We start from the raw sequence: 21,671 nt of genomic DNA on the forward strand, positions 1-21,671 counted from the left end.
GGTGGGTGGCGCGGGCCTCAGCCCGCCATCAGCGCCTCGTGGATGGAGGCGGCGGCCACCTTGCCGTGCTCCACGGCCTCCACGGTCAGGTCGCGCCCGCCGGCACGGCAGTCGCCGCCGGCCCAGACGCCCGGCGCGCTGGTGCGGCCCTGGGCATCGGTGGCGATGCGGCCGGCCTGCAGCGCGATGGCCGGGCCCGCGTATTCGGGCCGGTAGCTCTGGCCGATGGCCTTGAGCACCATGTCGGCTTCGAGCGTGAAGGTCTCGCCGGTCTCCACCAGGCGCCCGCCTTCGAGCGCCGTGGCGGCGAAGCGCATGCCGCGCACGGCGCCGGCCTCGCACCGCAGTTCCTTGGGCGCGGCCCAGTGGCGCAGGGTCACGCCATGGGTCTGGGCCCAGCGCTGCTCCACCTGCGAGGCCGACATGCTCTCGGCCCCCCGGCGATAGACGATGGTCACCTCCTCGGCACCCAGCTTGCGCGCCTGCACGGCGGCGTCCACCGCCGTCATGCCGCCGCCGATCACCACCACGCGCCGGCCCACGGGCACGGCCGACAGATCGGCGGCCTGGCGCAGCTCGGCGATGAAGTCCACCGCATTGCGCAGGCCGGTGGCCTGCGGCTCCGCGATGCCCAGCGCGTTCACGCCGGCCAGTCCAAGGCCCAGGAAGACGGCGTCATAGGCCTCCAGCAGGCCATCGACGGTGATGTCGCGCCCCAGCTGCTGCTGGCAGCGCACCTCGATGCCGCCCACCGACAAGAGCCACGCCACCTCCTTCTGCGCGAAGCCGCCCGCGGTCTTGTAGCTGGCCAGGCCGTATTCGTTGAGGCCGCCCAGCTTAGGCCGGGCCTCGAACAGCACCACGTCGTGCCCGCGCAGCGCGAGGCCGTGGGCGCAGGCCAGCCCCGCAGGCCCGGCGCCGACCACGGCCACGCGCCGGCCGGCGGGCGCGGCGCGGGTGAAGAGCGGCGCGCCGGGTGCGGCGAAGTAGGCATCGGTGGCATGGCGCTGCAGCGCGCCGATCTCCACCGGCTTGTCCTCGTTGGCGTTGCGCACGCAGGCCTCTTCGCACAGCACCTCGGTGGGGCAGACGCGGGCGCACATGCCGCCCAGCGGGTTGGCTTCGAGGATGGCGCGCGCAGCGCCACGCTCGTTGCCCTGGGCGATGCGGTGGATGAACGAGGGAATGTCGATGCCCGTGGGACAGGCCGTGGCGCAGGGCGCGTCGTGGCAGTAGTAGCAGCGCTCGGCTTCGATCAGCGCCTGGGCCCGCGTGAGCGGCGGATGCGCGTCGCCGAAATTCACGGCGTAATCGGCCAGGTTCAGGCGTGCGGCATGCACGCCGCAGGCACGGCTTGCGGTCGGTTCCATGGTGTGTGCTCCGGCGAGGGGGTCAGTCGAGGGGATGGGGAGCGCTGCGGCGAGCGCCGCTGCACGCGGATCGAGAGACCGGCCGGCCAGGTCGCGCCTGGGCAAGGACGCATGCGCGGGCAACGAACCCGGCGCACAGCGGTGCGGACTGCGGAGATTTCATCGGGGGCCTCACGGGGTGCTGGCAGGTGTCATCGGCGATGCCGTCGCCCTGCCTGTCGGTTAATTTACCGACCAGTAAAAATTTACCAATCGGTAAAAACCCAACTGCAAGCCGCGTGCCAACTTGAGGGCCCCGCATTCATCCCACAATGGTGCAATGCGACGAAACCCTCCGCCCGCCCGCCCCGCGCCTGTGCGCGGGCGCACCGCCACCGACGACAGCGAGACCCCCACGCCCCCGCCCGCGCGCCCGCCCACGGCGTCGCGGCTGAACAAGGAACGCACCATCCTGACGGAGGCCGAGAGCCAGTTCGCGCAGTTCGGCTTCGAGGGCGCGTCGCTGGAAAGCATCGCGGCGGCCGTGAACATCAGCCGCCACAACCTGCTGTATTACTTTCCGAGCAAGGAAGCGCTCTATCTGCGCGTGCTCGACGACGTGCTCAACCAGTGGCTCTCGGGCATGGAGGAGATGTCGCACGGCGACGATCCGCAGCAGGCGCTGCGCCACTACATCCGCGCCAAGCTGCGCTCGTCGCTGGAGCGGCCCAACGCGGCCAAGGTCTTCGCCAAGGAAGTGATCGCCGGCGCGCCCCGCTATGCCGGCGTGATCGCCGAGCGCGTGGGCCCGGTGCTGAAGAAGGACGTGAGCACCTTCCAGCGCTGGGCCGACGAGGGCCGCATCGCGCACGTGGACTTCACGCACCTGATGTTCATCATCTGGTCGGTCACCCAGGCCTATGCCGACCAGCAGACCCAGTTCGCCCTGCTGCTGGGCCAGCCCGCCCTCACCGAGCGCGACTACGCCCGGGCCGAGGAGCTGATCTGCCACCTGGTGCTCAAGGGGCTGGAGCCTGGCGCTGCGCCGCAGCCCGCGGCCCGCAGCGGCAAGCGCGCCAGGCAGCGCTCAGCCGATACCGCAAACGACTAACGGTAGCCCCAGTGGCCCTGGCGCATGTGCCAGCCGCCCGGGCCCGGCTCCCAGCGCTGGGGCACCCAGACCCAGCCCGGGCGCGGCGGCGCGGCCCAGTGCCCCGGGCGCCACGCATAGCGCCCGCCGCCCCACTCCCAGAAGCCGCCCACCCAGACGTGGACCGGCGAAGGCGCGACGGTGACCGTTTCCACATAGGGCGCAGGCGGCGCGATCGGGGCGACGATGGGCGGCCCCTGCTCCACCAGCACCTGCCGCACGGGCGGGGCCACCACGCAGCCCGATAGCGCAGCCGCAGCGGCTGCGGCGAGCAGAGTCAGCGCACCCGCGCGGCGGATGCGGGCTCCAGGGCTGGGCAAGAACATGGCGAACACTCCATTCATCATCATGGCGGGAATGGGTATTCAACGACGGCGGCGCATAGGCCGCGCACCGCAGGCGTGTAAAGCCGAGGCAAAGATGCTGGCCCGCCGGTGGGCCGGCCGCCCGTTGCCGATCAGCGCAGCGCCGGCATGGTGGTGGCGGACGCCGGCAGCTGGAAGGCCGCCACCAGCTCGGCCAGCTGCTGCGCCTGCATGCGCAGGCCCTGCGCGGCGGCGGAAGACTCTTCGACCAATGCGGCGTTCTGCTGGGTCATCTGGTCCAGCTGGTTCACGGCCTCGCCCACCTGGCCCAGGCCGGTGCTCTGCTGGCGCGCGGAGGTGCTCAGCTCGGCGATGATGGTCGTCACCTGCTGCACGGACTGCACGATCTCGCCCATGGTGCCGCCGGCCGCATCGACCAGCTGGGTGCCCTCATCCACCTGCCGGGCGCTCTCGGCGATCAGCGTGCCGATCTCCTTGGCTGCCGTGGCGCTGCGCTGCGCCAGGCTGCGCACCTCGCCCGCCACCACGGCGAAGCCGCGGCCCTGCTCGCCCGCACGGGCGGCTTCCACGGCCGCGTTCAGCGCCAGGATGTTGGTCTGGAAGGCGATGCCGTCGATCACGCTGGTGATGTCGGCGATCTTGCGCGAGGACTGGGCGATGCCGTTCATCGTGCCCACCACGCGCTCGACCGCCTCGCGCCCGCGCCGGGCCACGTCGCTCGCCGATGCGGCCAGGCCGCTAGCCTGATGGGCGGCGTCGGCGCTCTGGCGCACGGTGGAGAGGAGCTCTTCCATGCTGGCGGCGATCTCTTCGAGGTTGGAGGCCGTCTGCTCGGTGCGGGCCGAGAGATCGCTGTTGCCCGCTGCGATCTCGGAGCTGGCGCCCGCCACCGAGGCACTGGCCTGCCGCATGCCCACGACCAGGCCGACCAGCCGCGCCTGCATGTCGGCCAGGCGGGCCAGCAGCGCGCGCACCTCGTCGCGGTTGTCGGGCGCCACGGGAGGCACGCCGGAGGTGAGGTCGCCCTCGGCGATGCGGTCGGAGACGAGCGACGCCTGCGCCAGCGGGCGCAGCAGGGAACGCGACAGCAGCACCGCGCAGAGCAGGCTCAGCGCCAGGCCCAGCACCACCCCGCCGCCCAGCAGCGCGATGCCCTGGCGCTCGCTGGCGCTGGCGGCCTCGCGGTCCTGCGCCACGCGCTTGCGCTGGTAGGCGGCCATGTCGTTCACGGCAGCGGCATAGCGGTCGGCCGCCGGGCGCAGCAGCTGGCCCACGGCCTCGGGCGGCAGGGTCTCGCCGGCCTGGCGGCGCTTGACGAGCGCGTCCCGCGCGGTGCGGAAGCCGTTGCCGGCCGCGTCGATGGACGCGAAGATGCGGCGCGATTCGTCGTCCTCGGCCAGCGCTTCCAGGCGCTTGCGCACCTCGGCGGACCGGGCGGAGGTGCGCTTGCGGTCGGCATCGACCCGCGCGGCATAGACCGCGTTGTCCACCTCCAGCAGCGACTCGGCGCGCGCCGCGCTCAGCACCACGATGGCTTCGAGCTCCTGCGCCAGCAGCGCTCGCTCGGCGGACGGCCCGCCCAGGTCATCGGCGAGGTTCTGCAGGTTCATCAGCCGCCAGGCGCCGACGGCCGAGGCCAGCGACATGACGAGACAGACCGCGCCGAAGGCGAGAGCCAGGCGCAGGGAAAGACGGGCATTGTTGAGAGACATGGAAAAGGAGCCCCGGGTAGAGGATGGAAGAACCAGGCTTCCAGCCACTACGGGCGGCCAGAGACGGAGACGGCAGCCAGTTTATCGGCCCATGCTTGCGGTATCTTGACCCTGCGGGCGGGCCCACGCCGACCCATGCCACCCCGTGGAATTCCAGCCGGGCCGCCCATGCTCCTGCGAGGCGGCCGCAGCGAGACGGTCTTAGAACGTGTTTACGATCTCCCAGGGGTCGCGCAGCGGTGTGGGCGGGATGGGATGCAAGGCGCGGTGCGCAGTGGATAGCACGGCTATCCACAAGCGCCGCAACGCCGCAGACCGCCCGCCCACACCGCTGCCCTTCGGGTTGGAGCGAAATCGGGCGATTGGAGGCCCCGGCTGCTTGCATGGACATGAGTCCATGCGGCGCATCCGAAGCATCCACTCATCCCGATTGCGCTCCAACGCGATCCCCTGCGAGATCGTAAACACGTTCTTAGTCGAGAACCACGCCGGCCGAGCGGATCACCTGCGCCCACTTGGCGGTCTCCGCCGCGATGAAGGCGTTGCATTCCTGCGGGGTCGAGCCTTCGGGGAAGGTGCCCATGGTCTGCTCCAGGCGGCGCGAGACTTCGGGGCTGCGGATGATGCGCGCCACCTCTTCGGACATGCGCTGCACGATGGCCGCCGGAGTGGCCGCCGGCGCCAGCATGGCGGCCCAGGTGCTGCCCAGCAGGGCCGGGTAGCCCTGCTCGGCGAAGGTCGGCACCTCGGGCAGCGCGGGCAGGCGCTTGTCGCTGGCCACGCCGATGAGGCGGATCTTGCCGGCCCGGGCCGGCTGGATCAGGTTGGGCGGTGGATCGAGGAAGAGCGGCACCTGGCCGCCCAGCAGGTCGGCCAGCGCGGGCGCGGCGCCCTTGTAGGGCACGTGCACCATGTCCACGCCGGTGACGCTGCGCATCAGCTCCGACGTGAGATGCGCGGCCGAGCCCGTGCCCGAAGAGGCATAGCTGATCTTGCCCGGATGGGCGCGGCCATAGGCCACCAGCTCGGCCAGGGTCTTGAAGGGCGCGTTCATGGCCACGGCCGCCACCAGCGGCGACACGCCCATGAGCGAGACGCCCGTCAGGTCTTTCTTGGGGTCGTAGGGCAGCTTGGGGTAGAGCGTGGTGTTGGCTGCATAGGCGGCGATGAACACGCCGAAGGTGTAGCCGTCGGGCGCGGCCTTGGCCACCGCATCGACGCCGATGATGCTGTTGGCGCCGGGCTTGTTGTCCACGATGACCGGCTGGCCCAGGCGCTGCTGCAGGCCCACCTGCAGCAGCCGCGCCATCTGGTCGGTGAAGCCGCCAGCGGTGTAGGGCACGACGATGCGGATGGGCCGGGCGGGCCAGTCGCCCTGCGCACGGGCGGTGCCGGCCAGCGCGGCGCCGGCGGCCAGGGCCGAGCCGGCCTGCAGAAGGTGGCGGCGGGTGGGGTGGAAGGCCATGGTGCTTTGTGTCTCCTCTCTGGTGTCGTTGTCCCCCGGCAGCGCGGCGCCGGAGGCCGGGCGGTTCAGTCCTTGTAGCCGGGGTCGAGGCGGTCGAGCCGGCGCAGCAGCCCGGGCCAGGCGAGGCCTGCGCCCTTGCCCTTGGTGACCTGGCGCGACTGCTCCACCGACGTGGCGATGATTTCATGGGGAATGCGCGTGAGCGCGCCGCCGCCGGCCTGCGCCAGGATCTGGATGCGGCAGGCCGACTCCAGCGTGTACATGGCCAGCAGCGCCTCGGGCACGCCGCGCCCGCAGGTCAGCAGGCCGTGGTTGCGCAGGATCATGATGTTGCTCTGGCCCAGGTCGGCCACCAGGCGCGGGCGCTCGTCGTCGTTCAGCGCCACGCCTTCGTAGCCGTGGTAGGCCAGGCGCGCCAGCGGGAAGATGGACTGCTGCGAGATCGGCAGCAGCCCGCCCTCCTGCGCCGACACGGCCACGCCGTAGGCCGTATGGGTGTGCAGCACGCATTGCACTTCGGGCCGGGCTTCGTGGATGGCGCTGTGGATCAGGAAGCCCGCCGGGTTCACGTCGTATTCGGTGGGCATGACCGGCTCGCCGTGGTGGTCCACCTTGACCAGGCTGGAGGCCGTGATCTCGTCGAACAGCATGCCGTAGGGGTTGATGAGGAAGCGGTCAGGCTCGCCGGGCACGCGGGCGGAGATGTGCGTGAAGATCAGGTCGTCCCAGCCGAAGTGGGCCACCAGCCGGTAGGCGGCGGCCAGATCGACGCGGGTCTGCCATTCTTCGGGGGAAACCTGGTGGCGCACGCTGGGAGTCGCGCTGGAATCAGTCATGGGGAAAGCCTTTCATCGGTCGAGGTCTGCCGCTGCAGGGAAACGGGGGCCCGCATCAATCCAGCTTAGCGCCGGCCGCGTCCACCAGCGCCTTCCAGACCGGCATGTCGCGGCGGTAGTTGGCCTGGAAGGCCTGCGGGCTGTTCATGAGCGGCATGAAGCCCGCGCCCCGGATGCGTTCGAGCAGCTTCGGATCGCGGGCGATCTCGCGCAGGTGCGCCTGGAGCACGTCCATCACCTCCTTGGGCAGGTTCGCGGGGCCGCCCATGGCGACCCAGCCAAAGACGGCGTAGGCATCGTCCGTCACGCCCTGCTCGTGGATGGTGGGCACCTGGGGCAGGATGTCCATGCGCTGCATGCCGGTCACGCCGATGGCCTTCAGGCGGCCCGCGTCGATGAAGGGCCTGGTGTTCTGCGCGCTGGAGAAGCACAGCTGCAGCTGGCCGCCGATCAGGTCCTGGATCATGGGTGCCTCGCCCTTGTAGGCGACGTGGGACATGTCGGCGTCCTGCGTCTTGCTCATGTAGGCGCCGCCCAGATGCGCGTACGAACCCACGCCCCAGGAGCCGTACGAGACCTTGCCACGGTTCGCCTTCACGTAGGCCAGCAGTTCCTTCATGTTGCCGGCGGGCACCGAGGGGTGCACCACCAGCGTGACGGGCGCGGCAGCGATCTGCGTGATGAGCGTCAGATCCTTCTGCGGGTCGTAGGGCAGCTTGGTGTAGAGGAACTGGTTGATCAGCATCGAGGTGCTGAGCGAGAGCAGCAGCGTGGTGCCGTCGGGCGCGGCCTTGGCGACCGCGTCGGTGCCCAGGATGCCGGCCGCACCGCCCCGGTTGTCCACCACCACCGGCTGGCCCAGGCGCTGCGACAGGGCTTCGCCCACGCTGCGGGCGATGATGTCGGTGGCGCCGCCGGCGTTGAACGGCACGATGAGCCGGATGGGCTTGGTGGGCCAGGCGGCCGCCTTGGGGGTCTGCGCGGGGGCCGTGCCCAGCCAGCCGGCGCCGCCGAGCGCAGCCATGCCGTGCAGCACGGCGCGGCGGTTGAATCGGGAACCTGTCATGGTCTTGTCTCCGGGGTTCTCTGGGGAAGACCGGTTCCGGTGCGCCGCCTCTGCGGGCGGCATGGTGCACCGGGCCGGCGGGTGAATCGGTCAGGCAGGCGGAGGGGGCGCCTCCGGCAGGGTCAGCACGCCGCGCTGCTGCAGGCCCTGCAGTTGCTCGTCGCTCATCTGCAGCAGGCGCTGCAGCACCTCCCGCGTGCCCTCGCCCAGCGTGGGCGGCGCGTTGCGGATGGGCAGGCGCTGGCCGTTCAGCCGGTAGGGCGGCGCGAACACGGGCGTGGTGCCCACCACCGGGTGCGGCATGTCCTGCAGCAGGCCGCTGCGGCGCGTGCGCTCGCTGGTCAGCGCCTCGTGCAGGCCAGCCACCTTGCCGCAGGGAATGCCGCAGGCCGCCATGCGTTCGAGCAGCACATCGCGCGGAAAGCTGCGGATCAGCTCCGTCAGCATCGGCGCCAGTTCCAGGCGGTGCTTCGCGCGCTCGACGTTGGTGGCGAAGCGCGGGTCTTCCACGATGTCGGGCCGCCCGATCACCTGGCGGCAGAACTTGTCGAACTGCGCGTTGTTGCCCACGGCGATGATGAGCGGGCCGTCGGCCGCATCGAACATGCCGTAGGGCACGATGGACGGGTGCGCGTTGCCGTAGCGCTGCGGGTCGCGGCCCAGCTGCATCGCGTCGAGCCCGTAGTAGCCGGAGATCATCAGCCCGCAGTCGTAGAGCGCCAGCTCGATCAGCCGGCCGCGGCCCGTGCGTTCGCGCTGGAACAGCGCCGCCAGCACGGCCTGCGCGGCGTACATGCCGGTCATCAGGTCCACCACGGCCACGCCGAACTTCAGCGGCGGCTGGCCGGCCTCGCCGTTGATGGCCATCAGCCCCGCCTCGCCCTGGATCACCAGGTCGTAGCCGGGCCGCTTCGCCTCGGGGCCGCTGGTGTCGTAGCCGGCCACCGCGCAGTAGATGAGATCGGGCTTCAGGGCCTTGAGCTGCTCGTAGCCCAGGCCCAGCTTCTCGGCGCCGCCGGTCTTGAAGTTGTGGATCACCACGTCGAACTGCGGCAGCAGTTCGTGAACGATCTTCGCGCCTTCGGGGCTCTGCAGGTCCAGCGTGACCGAGCGCTTGTTGCGGTTCATGCTGTTGTAGTAGGTGGTCTCGGTCTGGCCGATGCGCAGGCCCCAGTCGCGCGTGTCGTCGCCGCGGCCGGGGTGCTCCACCTTGACCACCTCGGCGCCGAAATCGGCCAGCACCTGACCGCACAGCGGCCCGGCGAACACGCGCGAGAGGTCGAGCACGCGCACGCCCTCCAGCGGAAAGTCGATGGTGCCGGTCGCGGCGGCGGAAGTGGTGGCGTCCAATGTCTTGTCTCCAGTCATTCGTTCATTGTGGTGCGGCAGGCGACGTGGCCGCTGCCCCCTGCGCGACCCGGCACCGGGGGCGCGTCAGCCCGCCGGGCCGCGCAGGCGCACGTAGTCGGGTGCGCGCTTTTCCAGGAAGGCGGCGATGCCTTCGCGCGACTCTTCGGTGGCCTGCGACAGCACCATGCTCTGCGCTTCGCTCTCCAGCTGCTCCTCCAGCGTGGCCTGGGGCGCCGCCAGGCACAGCGCCTTGATGCGCGCCATGGCCTGCTGCGGCCCGTCCGCCACGCTGGCGGCCAGTGCCAGCGCGCCCGCCAGAGCCTCGCCCGGCTCGGCCAGGCGGTTGACGGCGCCCAGGGCATGCAGGCGCTCGCCCGAGATGCGCTCGCCCGTCAGGCACAGCTCCGTCAGCACCTGGCGCGAGACGAATTCGGCCAGGAAGGCCGTCGCGCCGCCGTCGGGCGTGAGGCCGACCTTGACATAGGCCACCGAGAAGACGGCATTGCGCGCCGCCACCAGCATGTCGCAGGCCAGCGCCAGCGACAGGCCCGCGCCGGCCGCCGCGCCTTCCACGGCCGCGATCACCGGCTTGCCGCTGCCGCGCACCGTGCGGATCAGGTCGTGCAGGCCTTCCAGCTTCGCGCGGCGCTCCTCGATGGGCAGCTCGCGCCGCTTGGCCAGCTGGCGCAGGTCGCCGCCCGCGCAGAAGTGCCCGCTCTCGCCCGTGAGCACGATGGCGCCCACTGCGGGATCATGCTGCGCGGCGGCCAGCGCCGCCGTCAGCGCGGCATAGAACGCGGGCGACAGGGCATTGCGCGCGGCGGTGTTGTTGTTGCTGAGCACCAGCACCGCGCCTTCGCGGCGCTGCAGCAGGGGCGCGTTCGCGTCAACCATGGCGGCTCCTTTTTCCATTGCAGTTGTTCATTGCGCTATGCGCCAACCAGGTCCCGCGAAACCGGCGCGGCCCAGGCCAGCGGCAGCCGAGCAAGGGCCGCCCCGCAGCGAAGGCTGCGTCCCCCTGCCCGCCTTGCGGCAAGCAAGGCGAGAGCGGGGGGAAAGCGCGCAGCGCTTCAGGGGGGTGTCCACTTCAGTGGCCGAGCGCGATGTAGCGCGCCAGGTGATGGTCTTCATCGCCCAGCTGGTGGTCGATCATCACCAGCCGCTTCGCATAGTGCGCCAGCGGCAGTTCCCAGGTCATGCCGATGCCGCCATGCATCTGGATGCTTTCCTCGGCCACGAGCGTGCCGATGCGGCCGATGCTGAACTTGGCCGCCGAGAGCGCCCGCTCGCGCGCGATGCGGTCCGCGCCGTCGATGGCGGCGGCCGCGTTGATGACGGCGGAGCGGGCCTGCTCCACCTCCAGCAGCAGGTCCGCCATGCGGTGCTGCAGCGCCTGGAAGCTGCCGATCGGCACGCCGAACTGCTTGCGGGTGCGCAGGTATTCCAGCGTGTGTTCCTTGGCCACGTCCATGGCGCCCACGGCCTCGGCGCAGAGCGCCAGCAGTCCCCAGCCCACGGCCCGCTCCAGCAGCGCGGCGCCCTCGCCTTCGGCGCCCAGCAGTGCATCCGCGCCCACGGCCACGTCCTTAAAGACCAGTTCGGCCGTGCGGCCGCCGTCGATGCGGCTATTGGCCCGGCGCGTGAGTCCGGCCGCATCGCCCGGCACCAGGAACAGCGAGATGCCCTCCGCATCGAAGCTGCCGCCGCCCGTGCGGGCCGACACCAGCAGCCAGCCGGCGCTATCGCCGAACAGCACCACGCCCTTGGCGCCGTCGATCACCCAGCCAGCGCCCGCGCGGCGTGCGGTGGCCGCCACGCGCGTCGGCTCGTAGTGGCCGCCCGGCTCGTCGTGCGCCAGCGCGGCCACGGCCTCGCCGGCCATCAGCGGCGCCAGCACGGTGTCTTTCTGCGCGGCGCTGCCGGCCGCCGCCACGGCGCGGCCCACCACCAGCGCGCCCAGCAGGGGCTCGGCCACCAGGCCGCGGCCCAGGCGCTCGAACACCACGCTGACGTCAAAGCCCGCGCCGCCGAAGCCGCCGTCGGCCTCTGAGAACAGCGCGCCGATGGCGCCCAGCTCGGCGAAGCCGCGGTACAGCGCGGGGCTGTGGCCCTGCGCGCCGTAGGCGGCCTGGTTGCGCTGCTCGATGCCGGCCTGCCCGGCGATGAAGCGGTCCAGCGTGTCCGCCAGCATGCGGCGGTCTTCGGTGTGTTCGAAATTCATGGCGTCACAGTCCCAGGATCATCTTGGAGATGATGTTTTTCTGGATCTCGTTGGAGCCGCCGAAGATCGACAGCTTGCGGTAGTTGAAGTAGTTGGCCGCGGCTGCGGCGGCGCCTTCCGGGCCCACGGCCCGGTCTTCGCGGCCGGCATGCAGCGCCTCTTCCTCGAAAGGCAGCGCATACGGGCCCATGGCACGGCGCGTGAGCGAGAGGATCTCCTGGCGGATCTCGGTGCCGCGGATCTTCAGCATGGAGCTTTCCGCGCCCGGCACGCCGCCGCCGGCCACCGCGGCGATCACGCGCAGGTTGGTGGTCTTCATGTTCTCCAGGTCGATCTCCACGCGGGCGAGGCGCGCGGCGAACAGCGGGTCCTGCGCGAGCGGACGGCCGTTGCACTGCACGGTGGCGGCCACGCGCTTCAACTTTTCCAGCGCCGCGACGGAGAAACCCACGCCCGCGATGTTGGTGCGCTCGTAGGTCAGCAGGTACTTGGCGTAGGTCCAGCCCTTGTTCTCCTCGCCCACCAGGTTCCCGGCGGGCACGCGCACGTCGGTGAAGAACACCTCGTTCACCTCGTGTTCGCCGTCCAGCGTGATGATCGGCCGCACCTCCACGCCGGGCGAGCGCATGTCCACCAGCAGGAAGCTGATGCCCGATTGCGCCTTGGCCTCGCGGTCGGTGCGCACCAGGCAGAAGATCATGTTGGCGTGCTGGCCCAGCGTGGTCCAGGTCTTCTGGCCGTTGACGACGTAGTGGTCGCCCTGGCGCACGGCGGTGGTCTTCACCGAAGCCAGGTCCGAGCCGGCGCCGGGCTCCGAATAGCCCTGGCACCACCAGTCCTCGCCGTTCAGGATGCGCGGCAGCCAGTACTGCTTCTGCGCCTCGCTGCCGTACTTGATGAGCACCGGGCCCAGCATGTTCACGCCGAAGGGCACGATGCGTGGCGCGCCGGCCAGCGCGCATTCGTTCTCGAAGATGAACTTCTGCACGGCGCTCCAGCCCGGCCCGCCGTACTGCGCGGGCCAGTGGTTGGCGAGCCAGCCGCGCGCGTTCAGGATGGCGTGCCAGCGCTCCATGTCGGCCTTGTCCAGGCGCAGCCCGGCCTGGACCTTGTGCGACAGCTCCAGCGGCAGATGCTCCGCCAGAAAGGCGCGGACTTCGTCGCGGAAGGCCTGTTCCTCAGGGGTGAATTGCAGATCCATGGGGTTCCTTGGCGGACGGTAGGCGGGGCCGCCGTCCTGCGTTCTTGTCGGTCGATTGCCAGGCCTTTTCGGCCTCTTGCGCTTGCTGTATATGCACCTGAAGCTATCGTTTTAATAGCAATAGCCCTGGGGCGCTCAGCCGGCTTCGGCCGCGGCGCGGTTCAGGCTGCCGAAGTCGCGGCCCTCGGCCACGAGCTTTTCCAAAAGCGGCGCCGGCTTCCAGAAGAGGGGGTCTTCCTGCGCGAACTCGCGGATGTCGGCCAGGATCTTCGGCAGGCCCACGGTGTCGGCGTAGTGCATCGGCCCGCCGCGGAAGCGCGGGAATCCGTAGCCCGAGAGGAAGGTCACGTCCACGTCCAGCGGGCGCAGGGCGATGCCCTCCTCCACCACCTTCGCGCCTTCGTTGACCATGGCGGCCAGGTAGCGGCGCATGATTTCTTGGGGCGTGAAGCTGCGCGGCACGATGCCCTTCTTCGCGCGTTCGGCATCGACGATCGCCAGCACCTCCGGGTCCGGCTGGCCCGTGCGGGCGCCCTCGGGGTAGAGGTAGAAGCCGCGTCCCGTCTTCTGGCCGAACCAGCCGCGCTCGCAGATGCGGTCGGCGATCTCCACATAGCGCGCTTGGGGGTCTCGCGTGGCGGCGCGGCGCTTGCGCGTGGCCCAGCCGATGTCGCCGCCCGCCAGGTCGGTCACCTGGAACGGACCCATCGGATAGCCGAAGCCGCGCACCGCCGCATCGATCTCGTAGGGGCTGGCGCCGTCTTCCATCAGATAGTCGGCCGCCTGCTTGTACACGGCCAGGATGCGGTTGCCGATGAAGCCGTCGCACACGCCGGCGCGCACCGGCACCTTCTTCATCGTCCTGGCCAGCGCGAAGGCCGTGGCGACCACGTCGGCGCCGACCTTGGCCGGCACCACGATCTCCAGCAGCTTCATGATGTTGGCCGGGCTGAAGAAGTGCAGGCCGATCACGTCCTGCGGGCGCTGCGTGGCGGCGGCGATCGCGTCGATGTCCAGGTACGAGGTGTTGGTGGCCAGCACGGTGCCCGGCTTGCAGACACGGTCCAGCTCGCGGAAGACGGCCTTCTTGACCTCCAGGTCTTCGAACACCGCCTCGATCACCAGGTCGGCCGCGGCGATGTCGTCGTAGCGCGTGCTGCCGGTGTAGCGCGCCATCACGGCGGCCTTGGCCTCGGCCGTCATGCGGCCCTTGGCGATGAGGCCGTCATAGACCTTCTCGACATGCGCGCGGCCCCGGGCCAGCGAGGCATCATCGCGTTCGATCATGGTCACGGGCAGGCCGGCGTCCAGCGCCGACACGGTGATGCCCGCGCCCATGGTGCCGCCGCCGATGACGGCGATGGACGCCACCGGGCGCGGCGCGGCGGCCTTGGCCTCGGGCACCTTGGCGACCTCGCGCTCGGCGAAGAAGGCGTGGATCAATCCTGCGCGCTGCGGGCTCGCCAGGCACTCCATGAAGGCTGCGCGCTCGCGCTGCATGCCTTCGCCGAAGGGCAGCTCCACGGCGTGGCGCACGCATTCGACGATCTTCTGCGGCGAGAACAGGCCGCGCGACTTCTTCGCGGTATCGGCCGCCAGCGCGTCGAGGTCGGCCAGCGCGGCGGCGCGGTCGGCGATGGCGATGTCGCGCGTGCGGCGCAGCGGCGCCTGCGCGGCCTGCAGTTCCTGCACGCAGGCCAGGCCCGCGGCCACCGGATCGCTGCCGTCCACCAGGCGGTCCACCAGGCCCGCGGCCAGGGCCGCCTTGGCGCTCAAAGGCTTGCCGCTCAGCATCATCTCTGCCGCCGGTTTCACGCCCATCAGGCGCGGCGCGCGCTGCGTGCCGCCCGCGCCGGGCAGCAGGCCCAGGTTCACTTCGGGCAGGCCGAGCTGCGCGCCCGGCAGCGCCACGCGGTAGTGCGCGGCGAGGGCCACTTCCAGACCGCCGCCCAGCGCCGCGCCATGGATGGCGGCCACCACGCGCTTGCCGCAGGACTCGATGCGCTGGCAAACCTCGGGCAGGGACGGCGGCACGGGCGGCTTGCCGAATTCGCGGATGTCGGCCCCGGCGATGAAGGCCTTGCCGGCGCCCACGATCAGCACCGCCTGCACGTCGGCCCGCGATTCGGCCTCGCCGATGGCGTCCATCAGGCCCTGGCGCACGGCTGCGCCCAGCGCGTTCACGGGCGGGTGGTCGATGCGGACGACCAGAACGCCGTCGCCCTGCAGGCGTGTTTGCACGGGCGACGCGGTTGCCGCTGCTGAGGTCATGCCTTTGTCTCCTGGATCTTGGTTGCGATCCATTCTTGCGGCGACAATGTTTTCTGACAATCACATCAATCATTGACAGACTGTCAAAGGTTTTTTACCAATCACCGCACTTTCTGCTTCTCGCCATGGACCTGCCCTCCCTCACCCTGCTGGTCGAGATCATCGACAGCGGCAACCTGAGCCAGGCCGCGCGCAAGCTGCGCATGACCCGCGCCAACGTCAGCTACCACCTCACCAAGCTGGAAAAGGCCGTGGGCGTGCAGCTGGTGCAGCGCACCACGCGCCGGGTGGAGCCCACCGAGATCGGCCTGCGCCTGTACGAGCACGGCCGCACCATCCAGAACGAACTGCGCGCCGCGCAGGAGGCCGTGACCACGCTGGGCCAGGAACTGCAGGGCCGTGTGGGCATCAGCCTGCCCAGCGGCTACGGGCAGATCGTGGCCAGCGACTGGCTGATCGAGTTCAAGCGCCTCTATCCCGGCATCGTGCTGGACGTGCTGTTCGAGAACCGCGCCGACAACCTGCGCGACGAAGTGGACATCGCCATCCGCGTGGTGCAGGAGCCGCCCCTGTCGCTGGTGGCGCGCAGCCTGGGCACGGTGCGCTATCTGGCCTGCGCCTCGGCCGGCTACGCCCGCCGCCACGGCCTGCCGCGCACCCTGCACGAACTGCGCGCCGGCCCCGTCATCACCGCCGGCGTGACCGGCCGGCAGCTGCGCCTGTCGGCCTACCGGGGCGCCGAGCGGCACGAGGTGATGCTGGAGCCCACCCTCATCTCCGAGCACTTCCCGTTCCTGCGCCAGGGCATCCTGGCCGGCCTGGGCGTGGGCCTGGTGCCCGACTACGTGGTGCAGGGCGAGCTGGCGGGCGGCGAGGTGCTGACCACGCTGGACGAATACCGCCTGAGCATCTTCGGCACCCACATGTACCTGCTGTACCTGCCCAACCGCCACCAGACGCGGGCCGTGCGCACCTGCATCGACTTCCTGCTGGACAAGGCGCAGGCCGGCGGCGGCGCGTCGGAACCGCCGCCTTGAGGCAAGATCGCCTCGCACCACCTGATCCCGACCCTTCGCTTGCCTTTCCTTTCCTGCGCCGCACGATGTACATCCCAGAGCACTTCGCCGAAACCCGGCCCGACGAGCTGGCCCGCATCATCCAGGCCCATCCGCTGGGCATGCTGGTCACCCACGGCGCGCACGACGGGCTGGACGCCGACCACATTCCTTTCGAGTTCGACCCGTCAGCCGGCCCCCACGGCCTGCTGACGGCCCATGTGGCGCGGGCCAACCCGGTCTGGCAGCGCTGCGCGGGCGCCGCGGTGATGGTCGTCTTCCGGGGCGCCGAGGGTTATATCTCGCCCAACTGGTACCCCAGCAAGCACGAGGCGCACCGCCAGGTGCCCACCTGGAACTACGAGGTGGTGCACGCCCACGGCACGCTCACGGTGCGCGACGACGAGCGTTTCGTGCGCGGCGTCGTAGGCCGCCTCACGCGCCGGCACGAGGCGGCGGAGCCCCGGCCCTGGAAGATGTCGGACTCCGAGCCCGGCTTCATCGACGGCCTGCTGCAGCACATCGTGGGCATCGAGATCGCCGTGACCTCGCTGGTGGGCAAGCGCAAGCTCAGCCAGAACAAGGAAGCGCGCGACCGGGCCGGCGCGGCGCAGGGCGCGGCGGGCCGGGGCCACACGGCGCTGGCCGAACGCATGGGCAGCGCCGGGGCTGACGGCGAAGCCCCATGAAAGAACCCCGCCCATCTTGCGATGGCGGGGCTCCTTTGAGGCAAGCGCCGGCTCAGCGGGCCTGCAGCGCGGCGATGCGCTCTTCGATCGGCGGGTGGGTGCTGAACAGCTTGCCGATGCCGCCCGTGATGCCCATGGCGGCCATGCTCTTGGGCAGCTCGTTGGGGGTGGCGCCGCCCAGGCGGGCCAGGGCGTTGATCATGGGCTGCTTCTGGCCCATGAGCTGGGCGGAACCGGCGTCGGCGCGGAATTCGCGCTGGCGGCTGAACCAGGCCACGATCATCGAGGCGAGGAAGCCCAGCAGGATGTCCAGCACGATGGTGGTCACGTAGTAGCCGATGCCGGGGCCGGAGTTGTTCTCGTCGTTCTTGCGCAGGAAGCTGTCCACCGCGTAGCCGATCACGCGCGAGAGGAACACGACGAAGGTGTTCATCACGCCCTGGATCAGCGCCATGGTCACCATGTCGCCGTTGGCGACGTGGGCCACCTCGTGGCCGATGACGGCCTCGACCTCGTCGCGGGTCATGCCTTCCAGCAGGCCGGTGGAGACCGCCACCAGGGCGCTGTTCTTGAAGGCGCCGGTGGCGAAGGCGTTGGGCTCGCCCTCGAAGATGCCGACTTCGGGCATGCCGATGCCGGCGCGGTCGGCGAACTTGCGCACGGTCTCGACGATCCAGCGCTCATCGGGCGAGCCGGAGCCGTCGATGAGGGTCACGCCAGCGCTCCACTTGGCGATGGGCTTGCTCATGAGCAGCGAGATGATCGCGCCGCCGAAGCCCATGATGAAGGCGAAGCCGAGCAGCGCCCCGAGGTTCAGGCCGTTGGCCGTGAGGAAGCGGTTGACGCCCAGCAGGCTGGCGACGATGCCCAGCACCACCACGACGGCGATGTTGGTGAGCAGAAAAAGTGCGATACGTTTCATCGAAGGTTCTCCGCGAAGGGATGCGTGGGTGAGGCGGCGGAATGGGCCGCTGCCTTTCAGTCCGGGAAATGGGGGTGGCGCACCGGCGTTCAAGCCACTCCCCGCGCAGCAGGGTCAGGCCGGTTGTTGTGGTGCCTGTACAGGCCGCCTGCTGCGGAAAACGAGTGGGTCATCATAGAAGCAAAAGTCTTCGTTTCCGGCCCACCAGCCGGGCACTCCCAGGACTTGCAGGGGATTGAACGGCTTGGCCGCGAAGGCCTGTTCATCGAGCGTGCCGGCTAGCCAGGCGTCGGCATCCGCTACGGAATCAATAGCAGAATCCGCACAATAGACGTGGGCTGTGATCGATTTCCGGGGCTGGAGCAGCTGCTCCATCAGCGCATGGCCGAAGAGCAGCAGCGTGGCCTGGGCCCAAAGCGGACGCAGCTCCACGAAGAGCCGCCGCCAGGCGCGCTCGCGCAGCGCCTCGCAGAGCGCGGCCGGGGCGAAGAGCACGGCGCCGTTCTCGTCGAACAGGGTCGCCGCATCGCGCAGCGGCCCGCGCACCGCCCCCACGCCCTGCTGCGCGATGGCGCGCGCCTGCCACTGGTTCAAGAGGCGCTTGGTGCGCGGGTAGTGCAGCCAGACCAGGCCGTTGAAGAAGTCGTGCCGGTTGTCGCGCGTGGGCACGGTGCCGGTGGCGTAAATAAAGCTCTCGTAGGCCTCGCCCTTGGGCAGCGCCTGCTGGCCGACGAAGCGGGGCACGGCGCACGGGCCCTGGGCCGGGGCGCCCTGGGCATTCAGGGCATCGGCCACGGCGGCGCCCGCATCGGCACGGGCCGCCACGGCGCGGCCCACGGCGGCCAGCGGCTGCAGCCAGGGGCGCGCCCAGTCGATGGGCACCGCGGCAGGCCAGGCGGGGGCCGCCACCTGCGTCAGGCGGAGACCACGCGCCAGGGCAGCGCCTCGCCCGAGCGCAGGGGTTTCAGTTCGGCCTCGCCGAAGGCGAAGCTGTCCGGCGGCGTCCACGATTCGCGGCGCAGGGTGATGGTGCCTGCGTTGCGCGGCAGGCCGTAGAAGGCCGGGCCGTGGAAGCTGGCGAAGCCTTCCAGTTGGTGCAGCGCGCCGGCGTTGTCGAAGGCCTCGGCATACATCTCGATGGCGGCATGGGCCGTGTAGCAGCCGGCGCAGCCCGTGGCGTGCTCCTTCAGGTGGGCCGGGTGCGGCGCGCTGTCGGTGCCCAGGAAGAAGCGGTCGCTGCCGCTGGTGGCGGCCTCGACCAGCGCCACGCGGTGCGTTTCGCGCTTGAGCACCGGCAGGCAGTAGTAGTGCGGGCGCACGCCGCCCGTGAAGATGGCGTTGCGGTTGTAGAGCAGGTGGTGGGCGGTGATGGTGGCGGCGGTGAAGGGGCCGGCCTCGCGCACGTACTGCGCCGCGTCCTTGGTGGTGATGTGCTCGAAGACGATCTTCAGCTCGGGGAAGTCGCGGCGCAGCGGAATGAGCTGCTGCTCGATGAACACGGCCTCGCGGTCGAAGAGATCGATGTCGCTGGAGGTCACCTCGCCGTGCACCAGCAGCAGCAGGCCGGCCTTCTGCATGGCTTCGAGGGTCTTGTAGGTCTTGCGGATGTCGGTCACGCCGGCATCGCTGTTGGTGGTGGCGCCGGCCGGGTAGAGCTTGGCGGCCACGACGCCGGCCTCCTTCGCGCGGGCGATCTCCTCGGGCGGCAGGTTGTCGGTGAGGTAGAGCGTCATCAGCGGCTCGAACTGCACGCCGGCCGGCACGGCGGCCAGGATGCGCTGCTTGTACGCCAGGGCCTGCTCGGCGGTGGTCACCGGCGGGCGCAGGTTGGGCATGATGATCGCGCGGCCGAACTGGGCGGCGGTGTGCGGCACCACGGTGCGCAGGGGCTCGCCGTCGCGCACGTGCAGGTGCCAGTCGTCGGGCCGGGTGATGGTGAGGGTGTCGGGGGTGGAAAGGGGGGCGGCTGCGGTCATGGGGCGCCATTGTCCCATCGCGCCGGCCGCCGGGCAGCGAGGCGGGCCGCGCCGCGGCCTCAGGCGACGTTGGCCAGCGGCAGGTCCACCACGAAGCTGGAGCCGCCTTCGGGCCGGCCCTCGACCCGCACCGTGGCGTGCTGGCGTTCGGCCAGCGCACGAACGATGGACAGGCCCAGCCCGGAGCCGTCGCCGCGCCGGCCGGCCGGGTGCGGAAAGCGCTCGAACGGGCGTTCGAGCATGTGCGCGGGCAGGCCCGGGCCGGCGTCGTTCACGCGTAGCGTGGCGATGTTCTCGCCGACGGAGACCTCCACCCCCAGCCAGCCGCCCGAGGCCGCATGGCTCAGGACGTTCTCCACCAGGTTGAAGAGGATCTGCCGGATGCGGTCCGGGTCCACCACCACCCAGGCCGGGCGGCCTGCCTCGGGCAGGCGCAGCTCCAGCGCGATGCCATGGTCGGCGATGCGCTGGGCATGGACGGACAGGGCATCGCGCACCAGTTCGGCCAGATCGACCGGGCCGGTCTCCAGCGACAGCTGGCCGGCCTCGGCCATCGACAGCGTGTGCAAGTCGCCCACCAGCCGGCCCAGGTATTCCACCTGGTCCAGCAGCGCACGGGACTCGGCCGCATCGGCCTCGATCACGCCGTCGCAGATGGCATGCAGCCGCGCGCGCAGCACGGCCAGCGGGGTGCGCAGCTCGTGCGAGATGGACGCGGCCGTGGCGCGGCGCTCCTTGGCCATGCGCTCGAGCGAGTCGATCATCTGGTTGAAGCGGCGCACGGTCGAAGCCATCTCGTCGTGCAGGCGGCCGGGCTGGGCGCGGACGCTGAAGTCGCCATCGGCCACGTGCGACGCCACCTCGGCCATCGAGGCCAGCGGCTGGGTGACGATGCGCGAGACCCAGAAACCCACCACCAGCCCCACGGGCAGGCAGATCACCAGCCCGATGGCGAGCGACCATTTCTCGCCCCAGAACAGGTCGCCGCGCCAGTACTGGCCGTAGATCTCCATGGCGCGCGGGCCGTCCTCCTGGCCGCGGTCGCGCAGGTCGTCCAGTTCGTGCTGCACCTCGGCGGGCAGGCCGTTGTAGAAATCGCGGTACTGGAGTTCGGAGAACAGCATCACGCTGCCCGCCAGCAGGGCCATGGTGGCCACCACGGTGGCAGCGATGCTCAGGCCGAAGCGGACCCAGATCCGCTGCAGGAGCGGGCCGTGCTGCATCACGCGCCGCCGCCCGTGAGCCCCGGGCCGCCGCCCGGCCAGAAGCGGTAGCCGATGCCGCGCACGGTCTCGATCAGGTCGCCCTGCCCGGCCTGCTGCAGCTTGCGGCGCAGCTTGGAGAGGTGCGAGTCGATCACCCGGTCGAGCGCATCGCTTTCGGGCAGGCAGTGCTCTATCAGGTGGCTGCGCGAGAAGCACCGGCGCGGCTGGGCCGCCAGGCAGGCCAGCAGCCGGAATTCGGTGAGCGTGAGGGGCAGCGCCACGGTCTGGTCGCCCTCGCCGTGCACGAACGCGGCATGCGCCTCCTGGTCGATCTCGATGCGGCCCACGCGGATGGGCCCGGCGGTGCGGCTGGGCGCCGCCGGCTGCGACTGCGCGCGCCGCAGCACGGCGCGCACGCGGGCCACCACCTCGGGCGGGCTGAAGGGCTTGACCACGTAGTCGTCCGCGCCCATGCGCAGGCCCAGCAGCTTGTCCACGTCGTCGGCCACGGCCGTCACCATGATGACGGGCGTCTGGCCGTCGGTGCGGATCTCGCGCAGCAGGTCCAGCCCGTCCATGCCGGGCAGGTGGATGTCCAGCAGCACCATGTCGGGCCGGATCTGGCGGAACAGGCGCAGCGCCTCCAGGCCGTCGGCCGCGTGCTGGGCACGCAGGCCGTCGCGCTGCAGGTAGGCGGTGAGGATGCTGGCGATGCCCGGCTCGTCCTCCACCACGAGGATGAGAGGGGCCGTGGCCGGCGTTGGAGAGGGCTGTTGCATAGGCGGCAGGGGGTGGGGGCGGATTATCCACAGGCCCGGCCCGCCGGGCCGCCGCCGGGACATTACCCGGGGGTATCTCCACGAACCCTCCATACTCC

The 21,671-nt window shown here is 70.8% G+C and carries 19 protein-coding genes; 3 read left to right on the forward strand and 16 right to left on the reverse strand.

Annotated elements, in window-relative coordinates; all coding sequences use genetic code 11:
* Positions 1-17: 17 nt before the first annotated feature.
* On the reverse strand, positions 18-1,370 hold the full coding sequence (locus BM070_RS13230) for an NAD(P)-dependent oxidoreductase (protein WP_092939881.1): 1,353 nt from the start codon (positions 1,368-1,370) through the stop codon (positions 18-20).
* A gap of 319 nt (positions 1,371-1,689) precedes the next feature.
* Between BM070_RS13230 and BM070_RS13235 the strand changes: the two genes are divergently transcribed.
* On the forward strand, positions 1,690-2,460 hold the full coding sequence (locus BM070_RS13235) for a TetR/AcrR family transcriptional regulator (RefSeq protein WP_092939882.1): 771 nt from the start codon (positions 1,690-1,692) through the stop codon (positions 2,458-2,460).
* On the opposite strand, the gene BM070_RS13240 is transcribed toward BM070_RS13235, so the two are convergent.
* The 10 genes from BM070_RS13240 to BM070_RS13290 all read right to left on the reverse strand — a co-directional run bounded on the left by BM070_RS13240 (position 2,457) and on the right by BM070_RS13290 (position 14,947).
* Entirely contained in the window at positions 2,457-2,825 is a 369-nt protein-coding gene (locus tag BM070_RS13240) for a YXWGXW repeat-containing protein (protein WP_092940001.1), read from the reverse strand. The genes BM070_RS13235 and BM070_RS13240 overlap by 4 nt on opposite strands.
* 131 nt (positions 2,826-2,956) lie before the next feature.
* On the reverse strand, positions 2,957-4,537 hold the full coding sequence (locus tag BM070_RS13245) for a methyl-accepting chemotaxis protein (RefSeq protein WP_092939883.1): 1,581 nt from the start codon (positions 4,535-4,537) through the stop codon (positions 2,957-2,959).
* Positions 4,538-5,009: 472 nt separating this feature from the next.
* Complete coding sequence (locus BM070_RS13255) at positions 5,010-6,002, reverse strand: tripartite tricarboxylate transporter substrate binding protein (RefSeq protein ID WP_092939885.1); 993 nt, start codon at positions 6,000-6,002, stop codon at positions 5,010-5,012.
* A 65-nt stretch (positions 6,003-6,067) separates the two neighbouring features.
* A complete protein-coding gene (locus tag BM070_RS13260) occupies positions 6,068-6,838 on the reverse strand; it encodes a class II aldolase/adducin family protein (protein WP_092939886.1) in 771 nt (256 codons plus the stop codon).
* A 55-nt stretch (positions 6,839-6,893) separates the two neighbouring features.
* Positions 6,894-7,904, reverse strand: coding sequence for a Bug family tripartite tricarboxylate transporter substrate binding protein (locus BM070_RS13265; protein ID WP_092939887.1), 1,011 nt, complete (start codon positions 7,902-7,904; stop codon positions 6,894-6,896).
* Between the two features lie 90 nt (positions 7,905-7,994).
* Positions 7,995-9,272, reverse strand: coding sequence for a CaiB/BaiF CoA transferase family protein (locus tag BM070_RS13270; protein WP_092939888.1), 1,278 nt, complete (start codon positions 9,270-9,272; stop codon positions 7,995-7,997).
* 66 nt (positions 9,273-9,338) lie between these two features.
* Positions 9,339-10,148, reverse strand: a complete 810-nt coding sequence (locus BM070_RS13275) for an oxepin-CoA hydrolase, alternative type (RefSeq protein ID WP_092939889.1) — start codon at positions 10,146-10,148, stop codon at positions 9,339-9,341.
* A gap of 193 nt (positions 10,149-10,341) precedes the next feature.
* Positions 10,342-11,475: an acyl-CoA dehydrogenase family protein gene (locus tag BM070_RS13280; RefSeq protein ID WP_092939890.1), complete on the reverse strand. Its 1,134-nt coding sequence runs from the start codon at positions 11,473-11,475 to the stop codon at positions 10,342-10,344.
* A gap of 4 nt (positions 11,476-11,479) precedes the next feature.
* Positions 11,480-12,676, reverse strand: coding sequence for an acyl-CoA dehydrogenase family protein (locus BM070_RS13285; protein ID WP_092939891.1), 1,197 nt, complete (start codon positions 12,674-12,676; stop codon positions 11,480-11,482).
* A 135-nt stretch (positions 12,677-12,811) separates the two neighbouring features.
* A complete protein-coding gene (locus tag BM070_RS13290) occupies positions 12,812-14,947 on the reverse strand; it encodes a 3-hydroxyacyl-CoA dehydrogenase NAD-binding domain-containing protein (RefSeq protein WP_092939892.1) in 2,136 nt (711 codons plus the stop codon).
* A gap of 125 nt (positions 14,948-15,072) precedes the next feature.
* On the opposite strand from BM070_RS13290, the gene BM070_RS13295 reads away from it, so the two are divergent.
* Together BM070_RS13295 and BM070_RS13300 are read left to right on the forward strand one after the other, a co-directional pair.
* Positions 15,073-15,984: a LysR family transcriptional regulator gene (locus BM070_RS13295; RefSeq protein WP_092939893.1), complete on the forward strand. Its 912-nt coding sequence runs from the start codon at positions 15,073-15,075 to the stop codon at positions 15,982-15,984.
* Between the two features lie 65 nt (positions 15,985-16,049).
* Entirely contained in the window at positions 16,050-16,691 is a 642-nt protein-coding gene (locus BM070_RS13300; protein WP_092939894.1) for an FMN-binding negative transcriptional regulator, read from the forward strand.
* A gap of 52 nt (positions 16,692-16,743) precedes the next feature.
* On the opposite strand, the gene htpX is transcribed toward BM070_RS13300, so the two are convergent.
* The 5 genes from htpX to BM070_RS13325 all read right to left on the reverse strand — a co-directional run bounded on the left by htpX (position 16,744) and on the right by BM070_RS13325 (position 21,573).
* The gene (gene htpX, locus BM070_RS13305; protein ID WP_092939895.1) at positions 16,744-17,613 is read right to left on the reverse strand and encodes a protease HtpX; all 870 of its coding nucleotides are present in this window, start codon (positions 17,611-17,613) and stop codon (positions 16,744-16,746) included.
* A gap of 114 nt (positions 17,614-17,727) precedes the next feature.
* Positions 17,728-18,495 carry a DUF3025 domain-containing protein gene (locus BM070_RS13310; protein ID WP_245785215.1) on the reverse strand — a complete coding sequence of 256 codons (768 nt, stop codon included), beginning with the start codon at positions 18,493-18,495 and terminating at the stop codon, positions 17,728-17,730.
* Between the two features lie 32 nt (positions 18,496-18,527).
* A complete protein-coding gene (pyrC, locus tag BM070_RS13315) occupies positions 18,528-19,589 on the reverse strand; it encodes a dihydroorotase (RefSeq protein ID WP_092939896.1) in 1,062 nt (353 codons plus the stop codon).
* 59 nt (positions 19,590-19,648) lie between these two features.
* Positions 19,649-20,812, reverse strand: coding sequence for a sensor histidine kinase (locus BM070_RS13320; protein WP_245785216.1), 1,164 nt, complete (start codon positions 20,810-20,812; stop codon positions 19,649-19,651).
* Complete coding sequence (locus tag BM070_RS13325; protein WP_092939897.1) at positions 20,812-21,573, reverse strand: response regulator; 762 nt, start codon at positions 21,571-21,573, stop codon at positions 20,812-20,814. Before BM070_RS13325 ends, BM070_RS13320 begins: the two co-directional genes overlap by 1 nt.
* Between the last annotated feature and the right edge of the window lie 98 nt (positions 21,574-21,671).

This window comes from Paracidovorax wautersii, assembly GCF_900113035.1.
GTDB classification, from domain to species: domain Bacteria; phylum Pseudomonadota; class Gammaproteobacteria; order Burkholderiales; family Burkholderiaceae_C; genus Paracidovorax; species Paracidovorax wautersii.

Excerpts from the sequence above, each read along its gene's own strand:
- BM070_RS13260 (WP_092939886.1), bottom strand. The coding sequence starts at position 6,838 with ATGACTGATTCCAGCGCGACTCCCAGCGTGCGCCACCAGGTTTCCCCC.
- BM070_RS13245 (WP_092939883.1), bottom strand. The coding sequence starts at position 4,537 with ATGTCTCTCAACAATGCCCGTCTTTCCCTGCGCCTGGCTCTCGCCTTC.
- BM070_RS13275 (WP_092939889.1), bottom strand. The coding sequence starts at position 10,148 with ATGGTTGACGCGAACGCGCCCCTGCTGCAGCGCCGCGAAGGCGCGGTG.
- BM070_RS13295 (WP_092939893.1), top strand. The coding sequence starts at position 15,073 with ATGGACCTGCCCTCCCTCACCCTGCTGGTCGAGATCATCGACAGCGGC.
- htpX (WP_092939895.1), bottom strand. The coding sequence starts at position 17,613 with ATGAAACGTATCGCACTTTTTCTGCTCACCAACATCGCCGTCGTGGTG.
- BM070_RS13285 (WP_092939891.1), bottom strand. The coding sequence starts at position 12,676 with ATGGATCTGCAATTCACCCCTGAGGAACAGGCCTTCCGCGACGAAGTC.
- BM070_RS13230 (WP_092939881.1), bottom strand. The coding sequence starts at position 1,370 with ATGGAACCGACCGCAAGCCGTGCCTGCGGCGTGCATGCCGCACGCCTG.
- BM070_RS13240 (WP_092940001.1), bottom strand. The coding sequence starts at position 2,825 with ATGTTCTTGCCCAGCCCTGGAGCCCGCATCCGCCGCGCGGGTGCGCTG.
- BM070_RS13325 (WP_092939897.1), bottom strand. The coding sequence starts at position 21,573 with ATGCAACAGCCCTCTCCAACGCCGGCCACGGCCCCTCTCATCCTCGTG.
- pyrC (WP_092939896.1), bottom strand. The coding sequence starts at position 19,589 with ATGACCGCAGCCGCCCCCCTTTCCACCCCCGACACCCTCACCATCACC.
- BM070_RS13270 (WP_092939888.1), bottom strand. The coding sequence starts at position 9,272 with ATGACTGGAGACAAGACATTGGACGCCACCACTTCCGCCGCCGCGACC.
- BM070_RS13280 (WP_092939890.1), bottom strand. The coding sequence starts at position 11,475 with ATGAATTTCGAACACACCGAAGACCGCCGCATGCTGGCGGACACGCTG.
- BM070_RS13290 (WP_092939892.1), bottom strand. The coding sequence starts at position 14,947 with ATGACCTCAGCAGCGGCAACCGCGTCGCCCGTGCAAACACGCCTGCAG.
- BM070_RS13235 (WP_092939882.1), top strand. The coding sequence starts at position 1,690 with ATGCGACGAAACCCTCCGCCCGCCCGCCCCGCGCCTGTGCGCGGGCGC.
- BM070_RS13265 (WP_092939887.1), bottom strand. The coding sequence starts at position 7,904 with ATGACAGGTTCCCGATTCAACCGCCGCGCCGTGCTGCACGGCATGGCT.
- BM070_RS13320 (WP_245785216.1), bottom strand. The coding sequence starts at position 20,812 with ATGCAGCACGGCCCGCTCCTGCAGCGGATCTGGGTCCGCTTCGGCCTG.
- BM070_RS13300 (WP_092939894.1), top strand. The coding sequence starts at position 16,050 with ATGTACATCCCAGAGCACTTCGCCGAAACCCGGCCCGACGAGCTGGCC.
- BM070_RS13255 (WP_092939885.1), bottom strand. The coding sequence starts at position 6,002 with ATGGCCTTCCACCCCACCCGCCGCCACCTTCTGCAGGCCGGCTCGGCC.